This window comes from Halomonas heilongjiangensis (genome assembly GCF_002879645.1).
GTDB lineage: Bacteria > Pseudomonadota > Gammaproteobacteria > Pseudomonadales > Halomonadaceae > Halomonas > Halomonas heilongjiangensis.
Map to the genome: position 1 here is coordinate 1 of NZ_PNRE01000087.1, position 15175 is coordinate 15175.

A 15175-nucleotide genomic window follows, 5' to 3' on the forward strand; every position below is an offset into this window, starting at 1 on the left:
CCCATCCGCCGCACCAAGATCGTCGCCACCCTGGGCCCGGCCAGCGACCGCGACGGCGTGCTGGAGGCGATGATCGCCGCCGGCGTCGACGTGGTGCGCCTCAATTTCTCCCACGGCAGTGCCGACGACCATCGCCGCCGCCTCACCGCGGTGCGCGAGATCGCCGCGCGCCTGGGCCGCAGCGTCGCCGCCCTCGGCGACCTGCAGGGGCCCAAGATCCGCATCGCCCGCTTCCGCGACGGCGCCGTCGACCTCGAGGAGGGCCAGCCCTTCGTCCTCGACATGGCCCTCGACGCCAACGCCGGCGACGCCACCCGGGTCGGCTGCGACTACAAGACCCTGGCCGATGACGTCGTTCCCGGCGACCGCCTGCTGCTCGACGACGGCCGCCTGGTGCTCGACGTCAACCGCGTCGCCGACCACCTGATCCACACCTCGGTGGTGGTCGGCGGCCGGCTCTCCAACAACAAGGGCATCAACAAGCAGGGCGGCGGCCTCTCGGCCCCGGCGCTCACCGACAAGGATCGCGCCGACCTCGAGACCGCCATCGACATCGGCGTCGACTACCTGGCGGTGTCCTTCCCGCGCAGCGCCGCCGACATGCGCGAGGCCCGGGCGTTACTGGGCGAGGCGGGCAAGGAGATCGGCCTGGTCGCCAAGCTCGAGCGCGCCGAGGCCGTCGCCGACGAGGCGACGCTCGACGGCATCATCGAGGCCAGCGAGGCGGTGATGGTGGCCCGCGGCGACCTCGGCGTGGAGATCGGCGATGCCCAGCTGATCGGCATCCAGAAGCGCATCATCAAGCGCGCCCGGGCGCTCAACCGCGCGGTGATCACCGCCACCCAGATGATGGAATCGATGATCGAGTCGCCGTTGCCGACCCGCGCCGAGGTGTTCGACGTGGCCAACGCCGTGCTCGACGGCACCGACGCGGTGATGCTCTCGGCCGAGACCGCCGCCGGCGACTTCCCGGTGGAGACCATCGAGGCCATGGACCGGGTCTGCCTGGGCGCCGAGCGCGAGCGCATCGCCCAGGAGTCGGGGCACCGCATCCACGAGGGCTTCACCCAGATCGACGAGACCATCGCCCTGTCGGCGATGTACGCCGCCAACCACCTCGCCGGGGTGGCCGCCATCGCCTGCATGACCGCCTCCGGCTACACGCCGCTGATCGCCTCGCGGATCCGCTCGGGGCTGCCGATCGTCGGCCTCGGCCACAGCCCCATCGCCCAGCGGCGCATGGCGCTCTATCGCGGGGTGGTCTCGCTGCCCTTCGACACCAGCGAGATGAGCGCCACCGAGGTCAACGACCGGGCGCTGGCGCTGCTGGTGGAGAAAGGCATTGCCGAGCCCGGCGATCATGTCATCCTGACCCGGGGCGATCACATGAACGCCCATGGCGGCACCAACACCCTGAAGATCCTCGATGTGACGTAGCGGGGAACGGCGCCGATCGAGCCGGCTTGGCCTACGCTTAGGCTAGGTAGCCTGTCGGATGCGACTGCTCATCGCAGCAGATGAGCGTTGCGTCCGACAGGCGGCCAGGATCGGCTCACTGCGAGGGCTCCGAGTATGCCCGATCTCCCCATTCGGCTGCTGCTGATCGAAGACAACCCGCTGCATAGCCGCCTGGTGCAACAACTGCTCCAGGCCGACGCCCAATTGCAGTGCGCGGTCGAGGCCGTGGAGCGTCTCGACGAGGGACTGACCCGGCTCGCCAAGGGCAACGTGGATCTGGTGCTGCTCGACCTGGTGCTGCCGGATAGCCAGGAACTGGAGACCCTGTGGCGGGTGCGCCTGGTGGCGCCCCAGGTGCCGGTGATCATCCTCACCGGCCTCGACGACGTCAAGCTGGCGGCGCGGGCGGTGGAGTCGGGGGCCTATGACTACCTGGTCAAGTCGCACCTCAAGGGCGCCTCCCTGGGGCGTGCCGTGCGTTATACCCTGGGCCGGGCGCGGGCCCGGGGGGGCGAGTGGGACTCCCCGATGTTCCGCCTGGCCCAGCAGCAGTTCCTCAAGGCCTCCCAGTACATGAACCTGGATGACAATATTCGTCAGCGCCTGCTGTTCCCCCAGCGTGCCCAGATGGTCTCCTTTCCTTTCCTCCGCGACGACCGCAGCCAGGTGGAGACGGTGTTTGGCTACCGGGTACAGCACGTCCTCACCATGGGGCCGACCAAGGGCGGGATTCGCTATCACCAGGACGTCGACCTCGGCGAGGTGGCTGCCCTGGCGATGTGGATGACCTGGAAGTGCGCCCTGATGCGATTGCCCTTCGGCGGCGCCAAGGGCGGGGTGAGGGTGGATCCCACCACCCTCAGCAAGTCGGAGCTGCAGCGCCTGACGCGGCGCTATACCACCGAGATCATCGACATGATCGGTCCGGACAAGGACATCCCCGCCCCGGACCTGGGCACCGACGAGCAGGTCATGGCCTGGCTGATGGACACCTACAGCCAGCAGGTCGGCCACACGGTGCCCACCGTGGTCACCGGCAAGCCGGTGGTGCTGGGGGGCTCCCTGGGGCGCAAGGAGGCCACCGGCCGCGGCCTGGTCTACCTGATCGAGGCGTCGGCGGCACACCTGGGGCTGGAGCTCGCCGGGGCGACCGCGGTGGTTCAGGGGTTTGGCAACGTGGGCAGCCACGCCGCACGTTTCCTCGCCGAGCTGGGGGTCCGCATCATCGGGGTCGGCGATGCCTCCACCTCCCTCTATCGTCGCGCAGGGCTCCCGGTGGAGGCGCTGCTGGGTCATGTCGCCGAGCATCGGGTGCTGGCCGGCTACCGCGAGGCGGAGACGATCGACAGCGGCGAACTCCTCGAGCTCGACTGCGACATCCTGGTGCTGGCGGCGCTGCAGAACCAGGTCACCGTGGAGAACGCCGCCCAGATCAGTTGCCGGTTGCTCGCCGAGGGGGCCAATGGGCCGACCATGCTCGAGGCCGACGAGATGCTTCACGAGCGCGGCATCTTCGTGCTGCCCGATATCCTCGGCAACGCCGGGGGGGTGACGGTCTCCTACTTCGAATGGGTGCAGGGCATGCAGAACTTCACCTGGACGCTGGACGAGATCAACGAGCGGCTCAAGGCGACCCTGCTCGATGCCTTCCAGCGCACCCTGGCGCGGGCGCAGGCGAAACGGATCGACATGCGCACGGCGGCACTGATCGAAGGGGTGTCGCGGGTCACCGAAGCCAAGCTGCTGCGCGGCGTCTTTCCCTAGCCGCGCGGCCGTCGATCGGTCTGGAATGAAGGGGGGCGACGCATGACCACGGAGCCCGAACGGCCGAGAGAGATAGCGCCCTGCTGCCTGCAGCGTCAGCAGCTGATCGAGGCGCTCGAGTCGATCTCCGAGGGCTTCACCCTCTACGATGCCGATGGCGTCCTGGTGGCCTGCAACTCCCGGTTCCGCGACTACTCGGGGGTGCCTGAGATGGTCAAGCCGGGGATGCGCTTCGAGGAGCTGATCCGCACCGTGGTGGAGCGCGGCATCATACGCGTCGGTGAGCGCACTCAGGAGGAGTGGATCGCCTGGCGCCTCGCCCAGCGCCGCAATCCGGGCGCGCCCTTCACGGTCTGCACCGGGGAGCGCAAGCTGCGTATCAGCGAGCAGCGCACCGGTGACGGCGGCGTGGCGGCCATCTATACCGACATCACCGAGCTGGAGCTCCAGCGGGAGAACCTGGAGGCCCAGGTGAGGCTCACCGAGGAGGCCCAGGCCCGGGCCGAGGCGGCCCGCGACCAGCTCACCGAAGCGCTCGAGTCCATCGCCGAGGGCTTCGCGCTGTTCGATGCCGACGACCGCCTGGTGCTCTACAACTCGCGCTTCAAGGAGCACTTCGTCAGGCCGGGCGATGTGGTCGAGCCGGGAATGCGATTCGAAGACCTGCTGCGGGCCGTGGTCGAGCGTGGCATGACGCCCTCGGGATATGCCACGAGCGAGGCCTGGGTCGCCGAACGCCTCGCCGCGCACCGCAACCCCAGCGCTCCCTATCAGTTTGCGCGCAGCGACGGGATGTGCGTCCAGATCAGCGAGCACCGTACCGGCGATGGTGGCTACGTCGCCGTCTATTCGGACATCACCGAGCTCGAGGAGCACCGCCACCGCCTGGAGGAGCGGGTCGAGGAACGTACCGCGGAGCTGCAGGCCGCCACCGTCGAGTTGCGCCGCTCCCAGGCCGAGTTGCGCCGCGCCCGGGATGCGGCGGAAGAGGCCAGCCTGGCCAAGAGTGAGTTCCTGGCCAACATGAGCCACGAGATCCGTACGCCCATGAACGGCGTGATCGGCGTCGCCGAACTGCTCGAGCGTACCCCGCTCACCGAGCAGCAGGCCGAGTACGTGGCGATCATCCAGAAATCGGCGGACACGCTGCTGGGGCTGATCAACGATATCCTCGACTTCTCCAAGATCGAGGCAGGGCGGCTCGAGCTCGAGACGGTGGCCTTCCACCTGCGCGACACCCTGAGCGATACCCTGCAGACCCTGGCGCTGCGTGCCGACGAGAAGGGGCTGGAGCTGGCGGTGCATATCCCGCCGGAGGTTCCCGACCGGCTGCTCGGCGATCCCGTGCGTCTGCGCCAGGTGGTGGTCAACCTGGTCGGTAACGCCATCAAGTTCACCGACACCGGCGAGGTGGTGGTGGACCTGGGGCTCGAGGCACTCGACGAGGACCGCGCGCGGATCGCCTTCGAGGTGCGCGATACCGGCGTGGGCATTCCCGAGACGCAGCGCCAGCGGGTCTTCGAGGCCTTCGGCCAGGGGGACAGCTCCACGACTCGCCGCGATGGTGGCACCGGGCTGGGGCTCTCCATCGCCGCCCAGCTGGTCGAGATGATGGGGGGGCGGATCCGGCTCGCCGGCGGCCCGGGCGGGCATGGCAGCAGCTTCTCGTTCAGCATCGCCTTTCGCCTGCCGGAGGCGCGGGACGAGGCTTCCCGGCAGCCGCTGGGGCTGCATGGACAGCGCGTGCTGGTGGTGGACGACAACCGCACCAACCGCATGATCCTCCAGGAGATCCTGGCCAGTTGGGGGATGCGGCCCACGGTCGCCGCCAGTGGCCAGCGGGCGCTCGAGATCCTCGACCGGCACCGCGACGCTCCCTTCCCGCTGGCCCTGCTCGACGTGATGATGCCGGGCATGGACGGCTACACCCTGGCGGCACGGATGCGCGAGCGGCCCGAGTTCGCCGGGATGCGGATCCTGATGCTCTCCTCGGGCATGCGCGCCGGCGATGCTGCGCTGCGCCGGCGGTTGCAGATCTCGCGTCTGCTGATGAAGCCGGTCAAGCAGTCGGAGCTGTTGAATGCCGTCGCCGGGGCACTGGGCGTCGCCATGGCGAACGGCCAGGCGGTGCCCGTCTCCCATGCGCTTCCCGGCGACTGGAGCGCCCGGCGAGTGCTGCTGGTGGAGGACGGCCTCACCAACCAGCGGGTGGCCATCGACCTGCTGACCCAGCGCGGCCACGAGGTCGAGTTGGCCTGCAATGGTGCCGAAGCCCTCGACGCCGTCGAGCGGCAAGCGTTCGATGTGGTATTGATGGACATCCACATGCCGGTGATGGACGGACTCGCCGCCTCCCGGGCGATTCGCGAACGAGAGCGCGAGAGCGGTGAGCACGTGCCGATCGTCGCGATGACCGCCAGTGCCACCAAGGAGGATCGGGAGCGCTGCCTGGCCGCGGGCATGGACGACTATGTCACCAAGCCGTTCCGGGCCGCCGAGCTGTTCCGGGTCGTCGAGGCGCCGGCGCCCGGCGGGGCGTCGCCTGCGCCTGCGGTGTCGACGGACGATGCGCCGGGCGGTGATGTCGAGGCGGCGCTCCCCTGCCTGGATCGAGAGGACGCGCTGCGGCGCCTCGAGGGCAACCGCGAACTGCTGGACGAGATGGTCGAGCTGTTCCTCGAGGAGTGCCCCCGGCTGATGCTGGAGATCGAGGAGGCCATCGCCCGGGACGACGCCGCGACCCTGCGCCGGGCGGCTCATACCCTCAAGGGATCGGCCCTGGTCGTCGGTGGTCAGGCGCTCGGGGGCGCGGCGCAGCGCCTCGAGGCGCTGGCGAGGTCGGGGGATCTGGCGGCTGCCGGCGAGGCCTTCGGTACCCTGGAGAGCCGCGCAAGCGAGCTACGGACGGCCCTCGATGGCTTTTCAGGAGAGCAATGATGAGCGAGATGCCGACAGCGCCGACGAGCTGGCGCTGCGACAAGGGAACGGTCGAGACGGCCCCCGATCTGCTGAGCGGGGTCAGCCTGCCGGCGGCGGTGGTGTTCGAGACGCCCCTGGCCCACAACCTGGCGTGGATGCAGCGCTTCGCTTCCGAGCACGGGGCGCGCCTGGCGCCGCACGGCAAGACCACCATGACCCCGGCGCTGTTCCGGCGCCAGCTCGAGGCCGGCGCCTGGGGCATCACCCTGGCCACGGCGGCCCAGTGCCGGGCCGCCTTCGCGCACGGCATGGCGCGGCTGCTGATGGCCAACCAACTGGTCGGGGAGGCCAACATGGCGATCGTTGCCGACTTGGTCGAGGCGGGAGCCGACTTCTACTGCGTCGTCGATCATGCCGACAACGTACGCCAGTTGGGGCGCTACTTCGCGGCTCGGGACCTGCGCCTGCAGGTGCTGATCGAACTAGGCGTCAAAGGCGGCCGCTGTGGCTGCCGCGATCACGACCAGGTGATGGCGCTGGGTGAGCTGATCGACGCCGAGCCGGCGCTGGTGCTGGCCGGGCTCGAGGGCTACGAGGGGGTGGTGTACGGCCCCGACCCGGTGCATGCCGTCCGCGACTATGCCTGGCAACTGGTCGAGGCGGCCCAGGCGCTGGACCACGATGGCCTGATCGAGCTGCATGAGCCGCTGATCACCGCCTCGGGGTCGGCCTGGTACGACCTGATCGCCCAGGTGTTCCGCGAGGCGCACCTGGGCGCCCACTTCGTGCCGGTGCTACGCCCGGGCTGCTATGTGGTGCACGACCACGGGCTCTATCGCGAGGCCCAGCATGAGGTACTGGGCCGCCGCCCGGAGCTGGAGCGGGGCCTCGAGCCGGCCCTGGAGGTGTTCGCCCAGATACAGTCGCTGCCCGAGCCGGGGCTGGCCATCGTCGCCATGGGGCGTCGCGACGTCGGCGGCGACCGATTGCCCGAGCCGCTGCGGCGTTACCGCGAGGGCGGCTCCCCCCGCAAGTCGCTGTCGGTGGCCGGCGTGGAGGTGGTCAAGCTGATGGACCAGCACGCCTTCCTGCGATTGCCCCGGGGCGATGAGGAGGACGAGGAGGACGGCGAGCCGATCCGCAACGGGGTGCGTGTGGGCGATATCATCGCCTTCGGTGTCTCGCACCCCTGCCTGACCTTCGACAAGTGGCGCTGCATCTGCCTGGCGAACGAACGCCTCGAGGTGACCGAGGAAATGATCACCTGCTTCTGAGCTCGCCGGGACATCGTGCCGGGCCAAGTGGTAATGAGGCGAAGTCATTTTTGTATACAATGAATCGACGGGCTGTAGTCAGCCGCGAGGAAACATGCGAAGGTGCGTGCGAGGGCAAGTTAGAGAGATGAGGGCATCATGAGCAACGCCTGGCAGGAAGACGTGCAGGCCGCCGTGGCGGCGGGCATACGTATCAGCGATCAGCATATCGTCGACAAGGTGCGCCGGGCGGTGCTGACCCAGCGCCTGCCCCCGGGCACCCGCCTGCCCGAGGTGACCCTCGGCGAGGTCTTCGGGGTGAGCCGTTCGGTGGTCCGCAAGGCGCTGACCCGGCTCGCCGCCGACCACGTGGTCGACCAGCGCCCGAACCAGGTCGCCCGGGTGCGTGCCCCCAGCATCGAGGAGACCCGGGAAACCTTCGCCGCCCGGCGCCTGGTGGAGGGCGAAGTGGTGGCACTGCTCGCCGGCCAGCTCGACGACGCGGCGCAGCTGGCACTGGAACAGGAGGCGCAGCGCGAGATCGAGGCTCACCGGCGTGGCGACGAGCCGGCGCGCATCGAGCACTCCCTGGCCCTGCACCACCGCTTGGCCGAGCTGTCGCCGAATCGCGTGCTCGGCGCCATGCTCACCGACCTGATCCTGCGCACCTCGATCGTCATCGCCCTCTACAAGCGTCCGTCGCTCGCCTCCTGTTACCTGGATGGCGATCACCCCCGGCTGCTGACGCAGCTGCGTGCCGGCGAGCCGGAGCGGGCGCGTGAGGTGGTCGACGAGCACCTGCGGGCGCTGGAGAACCTGCTCGACCTCGGCCCCCGGGAGACCGAGACCGACCTGATGGCGATTCTCGGCCGGCCGAGTCCAGCCGAGGCCTGACCCGGGCTTGACCGGGGTCAGGGCGAGGCCCCCCGTTGGCGGTTCCGCCTTGTCGGCATCGGCGCGCTGGCCGACAATGCCGTCATCGGCGGCCCGGAAGCCGCCTCGCCAGCGGATCACCGAGGGACGCGATGAGATCGGGATGCCATGCCCTGCTGTTCGGGCTGCTGTCACTGCTGCCGCTATCGGCGATGGGGGACGTGCCCACGGTGGCGGCGGCCTCGGATCTGCAGTTCGCTCTCACCGAGGCGGCCGAGCGTTTCCGGCAAGCGACCGGCCGCGAGCTGCGTCTCAACTTCGGTTCTTCCGGCAACTTCCGCCGCCAGATCAGCCAGGGTGCCCCCTTCGAGCTCTACCTCTCGGCCGACGAGGCCTATGTGCTGGCCTTGCACGAGGAGGGTCGCACCGAGGACGCGGGGGTGGTCTATGCCATCGGCCGCCTGGCCTGGCTGCAGCGTGCCGGTGGCGACGACCTGCCGACCCAGGACGACCCACTCGCCGGCGTGCGTCAGGCCATTGCCGCACACGCCGCGGGTCAGGGCCGGCCGCGGTTGGCCCTGGCCAACCCCGAGCATGCCCCCTATGGCGTGGCCGCTCGCCAGGTCCTGGAACACGCCGGGCTCTGGGAGCAGAGTGCCGCCCTGCGCGTGCTCGGCGAGAATGTGTCCCAGGCGGCCCAGTTTGCCCTCTCCGGCGACGCACGAGGTGGCCTGGTGGCCTATTCCCTGGTGCTGGCACCGACGCTTGCCGAGCGCGGCGATCACGTGCTGGTCCCCGAGGCCTGGCACGCGCCCCTGGTGCAGCGGATGGCGCTGGTCGACGGTGCCGGCGAGACCGCGCGGGCCTTCTACGCCTGGCTGCAGGAGGCCGAGGCCCGTGAGCTGCTCGCGCAATACGGTTTTCTGCTGCCCGGCGAGGCCGACATGGATACGGACCCCCACCCCTGATGGACTGGACGGCACTCTCGGTCTCGCTGCGGCTGGCGGTCGGCACCTGCCTGCTGTTGCTCCCCTTCGGCCTCTGGCTGGGGCGCGCCCTGGCCACTACCCGGGGCCGCGGCAAGCCGCTGGTCGAGGCCCTCGTCGCCTTGCCGCTGGTGATGCCACCCACGGTGCTGGGCTTCTATCTGATGCAGTCGTTCGGCGCCGACGCCCCCTTCGGCGCCCTCTGGCAGCGCCTGGCCGGGAGCGGGCTCAACTTCACCTTCGGCGGCATCCTGCTCGCCTCGCTGGTGGCCAACCTGCCGTTCGCCGTGCAGCCGATCCAGCGCGCCTTCGAGGCGATCCCCGCCAACCTGCGTGAAGCGGCTTGGTGCAGTGGCCTCTCGCCCTGGCAGACCTTCGTGCGCATCGAGCTGCCGCTGGTCTGGCCGGGGATCGTCTCGGCGCTGGCGCTGACCTTCGCCCACACCCTCGGCGAGTTCGGCGTGATCCTGATGGTGGGCGGCTCCATCGACGGCGAGACCCGCACCCTGGCCATCGCCATCTACGATCGCGTCCAGGCCTTCGACGAGGCCGGTGCCGGTATCATGTCGGCCATGCTGCTGCTGATCTCCTTCCTGACCATCGGCGTGGTCTATGGCCTGGCCGGGCGACGGAGGTGGCGCCGTGCCTGAATCCCCGCGCGCCATGCATGACGCGAGTCTCGAGGTCAGCCTGCACCAGCCCGGCCCGATTCCCCTGGCCGCGGATTTCCACTGTGAGCCCGGCGAACTGCTGGCCCTGGTGGGGCCTTCCGGCAGCGGCAAGACCACCCTGCTGCGGGCCATCGCCGGTCTCTACCGGCCGGCCAGCGGCCTGGTACGCTGCGCCGGCGAGACCTGGTTCGACGCCGCCGGCGGTCGTTCGCTGCGCCCCCAGCAGCGCCGGGTGGGGCTGGTGTTCCAGGACTACGCGCTCTTCCCCCACCTGAGCGCCCTGGCCAATGTCATGGTGGCGCTGGGCCACCTGCCGGGTCCCGAGCGCCGCGCGCAGGCCCATGCCTGGCTCGCCCGGGTGCGCCTGGAGGGGCTGGCCGAGCGACACCCTGCCGAGCTCTCCGGCGGCCAGCGCCAGCGGGTCGCCCTGGCCCGGGCCCTGGCCAGGAGCCCGCGGGTACTGCTGCTCGACGAACCCTTCTCGGCGGTGGACCAGGTAACCCGGCGGCGCCTGCAGCGGGAGCTGGCGCTGCTGCGCGAGCAGATCCGCATTCCCATCGTGCTGGTCACCCACGACCTCGACGAGGCCTCCGCGCTGGCCGACCGGCTCTGCGTGCTGCACGCCGGCCGCAGCCTGCAGCAGGACGTCCCGGAGGTGCTGTTCCGGCACCCGGCCAGCCCCGAGGTGGCCCGGCTGCTGGACCGTCACAACGTCTTCGAGGGCGAGGTGGCGGAGGCGGGCGGCCACCGCCGCCTGCAGTGGGGGCCCTGGCGGCTCGAGGTCGCCCGGGGGCTGGAGGGGCTGGCGCCGGGGCAACGGGTCGCCTGGTACCTGCCGCACTCCGACGTGGTGCTGCACCGCCGTGGGCGCCCCTCGCTGGGGGAGCGCGAGAACCCGGTGTCGGGACGGGTGGTCGAGATGGTGGTGCTGGGTGGCATCACCTCGGTATCGCTCGCCTTCGACCACGCACCGGATACCCTGCGCTTCGAGATCTCCACCCATGCCGCGCGCCGCAACGCCCTGGCGCGCGGCGAGACCGTTCAGGTATCGCTGCTGGCGTCGGGAATCCACCTGATGCCACGTGGTGACACCGTCGCTACCACTCCGAGGACGCCGACATGAACCCGACCCGCCGCCGATTGCTGCTGGGCCTTGCCGCCCTGCTGCCGACCGCCGCCCTGTTGCCCCGTGCGCTGCTGGCCGAGGCCCCCGTTCCCCTGGACACCGTGACCCTGGCGCTGCACAGCGAGCAGGGGCCCCATCGGCTGCGGGTCGAGGTCGCCCGTACCCTGCCCCAGCGTGGCCAGGGGCTGATGGACCGGGACCACCTCGATGCCGACGCCGGCATGCTGTTCCTCTATCGTGACGAACAGTCACCGCGCAACGGCTTCTGGATGTACCGCACGCGGATTCCCCTGGATATCGCCTTCATCGACGCGGACGGGAGAATCGCGGCGATTCGCCAGATGCAGCCCTGCGATGCGGAGCGTCCCGGCGAGTGCCCGGTCACCTATCCCGGGGTGCCCTATCGGGCAGCACTGGAGGTCAACGCCGGCTACTTCGCCGAGAAGGGGATCGAGGAGGGCGATTGCGTCAGCTGGTCGGGCAGCGGCAGCCAGTGCCTGACCGACGTCCCCGGCGATTGAGCGTAGCAATTCACGCCTCGGCGCGCCTCGGGCGGACGCGCAGCACGATCAGGGCGATGCCCGCTACCACCAGGCCACCGCCGGCGAGCTTGTGGATGCCCAGGGTATCGTCCAGCAACAGCACCCCCAACAGCACCGCCAGCACCGGCACCAGCAGGGTCATGGGCACCACCCGGTTGACCGGATGGCGGTGCAGCAGGCCGTACCAGAGCCCGTAGGCGACGATCGATGACATCACCGCGGTGTAGCCCACCGCTCCCCAGCCGGCCCAGCCCGCCTGCCGCATCGCCTCGAGGTGGTCGCCCTCGAAGAGCAGCGAGCCCAGGGCCACCTGGGGCACGGCGAACAACGCCACCCAGCCGGCCAGTGCCAAGGGGGCGATGTTCGGCCCGCGCTTGATCAGTAGCTGCGAGACCGCCCAGCCCAGGGCGCTGAGCAGCAACAGGGCCAAGGGGAGCGGCGACGGCAGGGTGGGGCCGCCGGCCAGCACCACCACCCCAGCGAACGACAGCGTCAGGCCGATCAGGCGCTTCGGGCCCAGCCGCTCCCTCAGAAAGAACACCGCCAGCAATGTGGCGAAGGGCGTGCCCATCTGCACCAGCAGCGCCCCGGTTCCCGCCTCGGCCTGGCCCAGGCCGATGAACAGCAGTGCGAAGTGCAGGGTGCCGAAGGTCACCGAGAGCAACAGCAGGAAGGGCAACTGGTGCCGCGCCACCGGATGGAAGGGCACCAGCAGGGCGGCCACCAGCAGGAAGCGCAGGGTGGTCATCAGCAGCGGAGGCATCTCCGCCACCCCCACCTTGATGATGATGATGTTCAGTGCCCAGATGGCGATGACGGCGAGGCCCAGCAGCAGATCCCGGAGTGGCACGGTTCGTCCTTGAAGTCGGTCGGTAGCAATCGGGACATCAGGATATCAGTTCGGCAGGGTCGCTTCGCGAGGCGTTGCTGGCCCCGGGGCCCAGCACCTCCTCGATGCCCACGGGGCCGTCGACCTTGGGCGAGGTGGCCGTCAGGCTGAAGCTGTAGACGCCCAGTGCCAGTGGGCGATGCCGTCGAGGTCGTCGCAGGGGGGCTCGTCGCCGATGAACTGGGCCAGGAAGATCGCCGGTCCCTGGATGCCGCGTGTCGTGCGGTACATGAATCAGGCTCCTGTCGGGTCGGTGTCGGGCAGCGACGTCCACTTCCGCTCGCTGGCCTGGCTGGCGATGACGGCCTCGATGAAGGCCATGCCGCGCAGCCCCGAGGCCATGCCGGGCACGCCCTCGACGTCCCCCTGGTCGCCGCGGCGGATCGCGGCGGCGAAGTCGCGGTAGAGGTTGCCCAGCGCTTCCAGGTAGCCCTCCGGATGGCCGCCGGGCAGGCGTAGCCGCTGCATGGCCGCCGGGCAGAGCTCGGGCTGGTCGATGCCGGCACGCAGGATGCGCATCGGTGCCTGGTAGGGGCGGTGGAGCAGGCTGTTGGGTTCCATCTGCTGCCACTCGAGCGCTCCCCGGTCGCCGTAGAGGCGAATCTTCAGCGCGTTCTCTTCGCCACTGCATACCTGGCTGGCGATCAGGGTGCCGCTGGCCCCCCGGTCGGTGCGCAACAGCACGTCGCCGTCGTCGTCGAGCCGGCGCCCCTCGGCGTGGCTGGCGAGGGCGGCACACAGCGCCTCGACGCGATGGCCGGAGATGAATTCCGCCAGGCCGAAGGCGTGGGTGCCGATGTCGGCCATGCAGCCGCTGGCCCCGGCCAGCGCGGGGTCGGTGCGCCAGGCGGCCTGTTTGTTGTCCTGGTGTTCCAGGCGCTCGCCCAGCCAGCCCTGGGGGTACTCGACGTGAATCTTGCGCAGGGCGCCGAGCCGGCCCTCGCGCACCATCTCCCGGGCCTGCCACACCATCGGATAGCCGAGGTAGGTATGCGCCAGGCCGTACAGGCGACCGCTGGCCCGCCAGGTGCGAGCCAGGTGCTGGGCCTCGCGCAGCGACAGCGCGGCGGGTTTCTCCGAAAACACATGGAAGCCCGCCTGCAGGGCCGCCTCGGCGATGGGCACATGCAGGTGGTTGGGGGTGGCGATCACCAGCAGCTGCATGCGCTGGTCCGCCGGACGCCGGTGCTCGCTTTCGAGCAGCTGTTGCCAGTCGGCGTAGATCCGCTCGGGGGGCAGGCCGCACAGGGCACCGCTGTGCTGGTTGTTGTCCGGCATGCGACTGAAGGCGCCGCAGACCAGCTCGAACTCGCCGTCCAGGGCCGCCGCCAGGCGATGCACCCGGCCGATGAAGGCACCTTGGCCGCCGCCGACCATGCCCAGGCGGAGGCGGGTATGAGGAGTGGTGGGCATTCGCGAGCTCCAATGCTGAGAGTGGGGTATATGAGAGGTTGTCGGATCACGATGTAACCGGTTACATTGGTCGTTCAAGCTAGAGAGTCCGGCAGTGGACGTCAATCATACGAAGGTCTTGCACGGCCTGGCCGGCGCGCATCGCGATCTCGCCGTGTTGCGCTGAGATCGCGGCTCGAATGCGCTAAGCTGAGGCCTTTCCCGGGGCAGGCAAGGCGGTGAACGGATGACAGAGAATCCATGACCAATATCCGCAAGGTCGCCGAGCTGGCGGGCGTTTCCGTCGCCACGGTGTCGCGCACCCTGAAGTCGCCGGACATCGTCTCGCCGACGACCCGCGACAAGGTCCTGCAGGCCGTCAACGAAGCGGGCTACAAGCCCAACCTGATGGCGGTCCAGTTCCGTTCGCGTCGCACCCATAACCTGGTGGTCCTGGTACCGACCATCGCCAACACCTTCTTCGCCCGGGTCATCAGCGGGATTCAGGAGGAGGCACAGCATCGGGGCTATGGCGTACTGCTATGCAACACTCTCGGCCGCGAGGCAACGGAGGCCATGTACGCGAGCCTGGTGACGACCCGCCAGGCCGATGGCGTCATCCAGCTGCGCGCCTGCAATCCGTTCCCCGCCGACGCCTTCGCGCCGGGAACACCGCTGCCGATGGTCAATGCCTGCGAGGTGCTCGACGACGCTCCCTGCCCGACCATCAGGCTCGATAACCGCGAGGCGGCGCGGGCCGTCACCGAGCATCTGATCGGTCTGGGGCATCGGCGCATCGGCATGATCAAGGGGCCGCGCCGCAGCCCGCTGACCCGCGATCGCCTGGCGGGCTATCACGACGCCCTGCAGGCCGCCGGCATTGCCCTCGACGAGAGCCTGCTGTGCCCCGGGGACTTCACGCCGCAGTCGGGATATGAGGCAGCCGGCACGCTGGTCACGCGGGACGATCCGCCTACCGCGATCTTCTGCGAGAGCGACGAGATGGCCATCGGCGCCATCAGTCGCATCAAGCAGGCCGGCCTGTCGGTGCCCGGGGATATCTCGGTGGCGGGGTTCGACGATATCGCCTTCGCCTCCTACAGCGATCCGCCGCTGACCACCATTGCCCAGCCGGCCGAAGCCTTCGGCCGGCAGGCGGTCGCCATGCTGATCGATGTCCTGGAGGAACGAGCTCGCGACATCCAGCATGCGGTGCTGCCCCATGAACTGGTCATCAGGGGGAGTACGGCCACTCCGGCAGCATGATGTCCGGCCTTCCTTTCAACGCCTATCGCTTTACAA

Annotated in this window: 13 protein-coding genes; 10 read left to right on the plus strand and 3 right to left on the minus strand. The window is 69.7% G+C overall.

Annotated elements, in window-relative coordinates; all coding sequences use genetic code 11:
* From pyk to C1H66_RS18655, 9 genes are all read left to right on the plus strand, one after another.
* On the plus strand, window positions 1-1437 hold a 1437-nt coding region (gene pyk, locus C1H66_RS18615; RefSeq protein ID WP_240618396.1), incomplete at its 5' end, for a pyruvate kinase.
* A 135-nt stretch (window positions 1438-1572) separates the two neighbouring features.
* On the plus strand, window positions 1573-3222 hold the full coding sequence (locus C1H66_RS18620) for a Glu/Leu/Phe/Val dehydrogenase dimerization domain-containing protein (RefSeq protein WP_102629375.1): 1650 nt from the start codon (window positions 1573-1575) through the stop codon (window positions 3220-3222).
* Between the two features lie 42 nt (window positions 3223-3264).
* Window positions 3265-6159: a hybrid sensor histidine kinase/response regulator gene (locus C1H66_RS18625; protein ID WP_102629376.1), complete on the plus strand. Its 2895-nt coding sequence runs from the start codon at window positions 3265-3267 to the stop codon at window positions 6157-6159.
* Between the two features lie 8 nt (window positions 6160-6167).
* Window positions 6168-7415: an amino acid deaminase gene (locus C1H66_RS18630; protein WP_102629403.1), complete on the plus strand. Its 1248-nt coding sequence runs from the start codon at window positions 6168-6170 to the stop codon at window positions 7413-7415.
* Window positions 7416-7553: 138 nt separating this feature from the next.
* Window positions 7554-8288, plus strand: coding sequence for a GntR family transcriptional regulator (locus tag C1H66_RS18635; RefSeq protein ID WP_102629377.1), 735 nt, complete (start codon window positions 7554-7556; stop codon window positions 8286-8288).
* Between the two features lie 131 nt (window positions 8289-8419).
* A complete protein-coding gene (gene modA / locus C1H66_RS18640) occupies window positions 8420-9235 on the plus strand; it encodes a molybdate ABC transporter substrate-binding protein (protein ID WP_102629378.1) in 816 nt (271 codons plus the stop codon).
* A complete protein-coding gene (gene modB, locus C1H66_RS18645) occupies window positions 9235-9903 on the plus strand; it encodes a molybdate ABC transporter permease subunit (protein ID WP_102629379.1) in 669 nt (222 codons plus the stop codon). The genes modA and modB overlap by 1 nt, the downstream gene beginning before the upstream one ends.
* Entirely contained in the window at window positions 9896-11047 is a 1152-nt protein-coding gene (locus tag C1H66_RS18650) for an ABC transporter ATP-binding protein (RefSeq protein ID WP_240618397.1), read from the plus strand. Before modB ends, C1H66_RS18650 begins: the two co-directional genes overlap by 8 nt.
* The gene (locus C1H66_RS18655; RefSeq protein WP_102629381.1) at window positions 11044-11571 is read left to right on the plus strand and encodes a DUF192 domain-containing protein; all 528 of its coding nucleotides are present in this window, start codon (window positions 11044-11046) and stop codon (window positions 11569-11571) included. The genes C1H66_RS18650 and C1H66_RS18655 overlap by 4 nt, the downstream gene beginning before the upstream one ends.
* A 10-nt stretch (window positions 11572-11581) precedes the next feature.
* Here the strand turns inward: C1H66_RS18655 and C1H66_RS18660 are convergent, their stop codons facing one another.
* The 3 genes from C1H66_RS18660 to C1H66_RS18665 all read right to left on the minus strand — a co-directional run bounded on the left by C1H66_RS18660 (window position 11582) and on the right by C1H66_RS18665 (window position 13894).
* Window positions 11582-12442 (minus strand): DMT family transporter, encoded by an 861-nt coding sequence (locus tag C1H66_RS18660; protein ID WP_102629382.1) that lies wholly within the window; start codon window positions 12440-12442, stop codon window positions 11582-11584.
* A gap of 141 nt (window positions 12443-12583) precedes the next feature.
* Window positions 12584-12712, minus strand: coding sequence for a hypothetical protein (locus tag C1H66_RS23440; RefSeq protein ID WP_276308850.1), 129 nt, complete (start codon window positions 12710-12712; stop codon window positions 12584-12586).
* Between the two features lie 3 nt (window positions 12713-12715).
* Complete coding sequence (locus C1H66_RS18665; RefSeq protein WP_240618398.1) at window positions 12716-13894, minus strand: Gfo/Idh/MocA family protein; 1179 nt, start codon at window positions 13892-13894, stop codon at window positions 12716-12718.
* Window positions 13895-14134: 240 nt separating this feature from the next.
* On the opposite strand from C1H66_RS18665, the gene C1H66_RS18670 reads away from it, so the two are divergent.
* Window positions 14135-15139 (plus strand): LacI family DNA-binding transcriptional regulator, encoded by a 1005-nt coding sequence (locus tag C1H66_RS18670; RefSeq protein WP_102629383.1) that lies wholly within the window; start codon window positions 14135-14137, stop codon window positions 15137-15139.
* Window positions 15140-15175 lie beyond the last annotated feature (36 nt).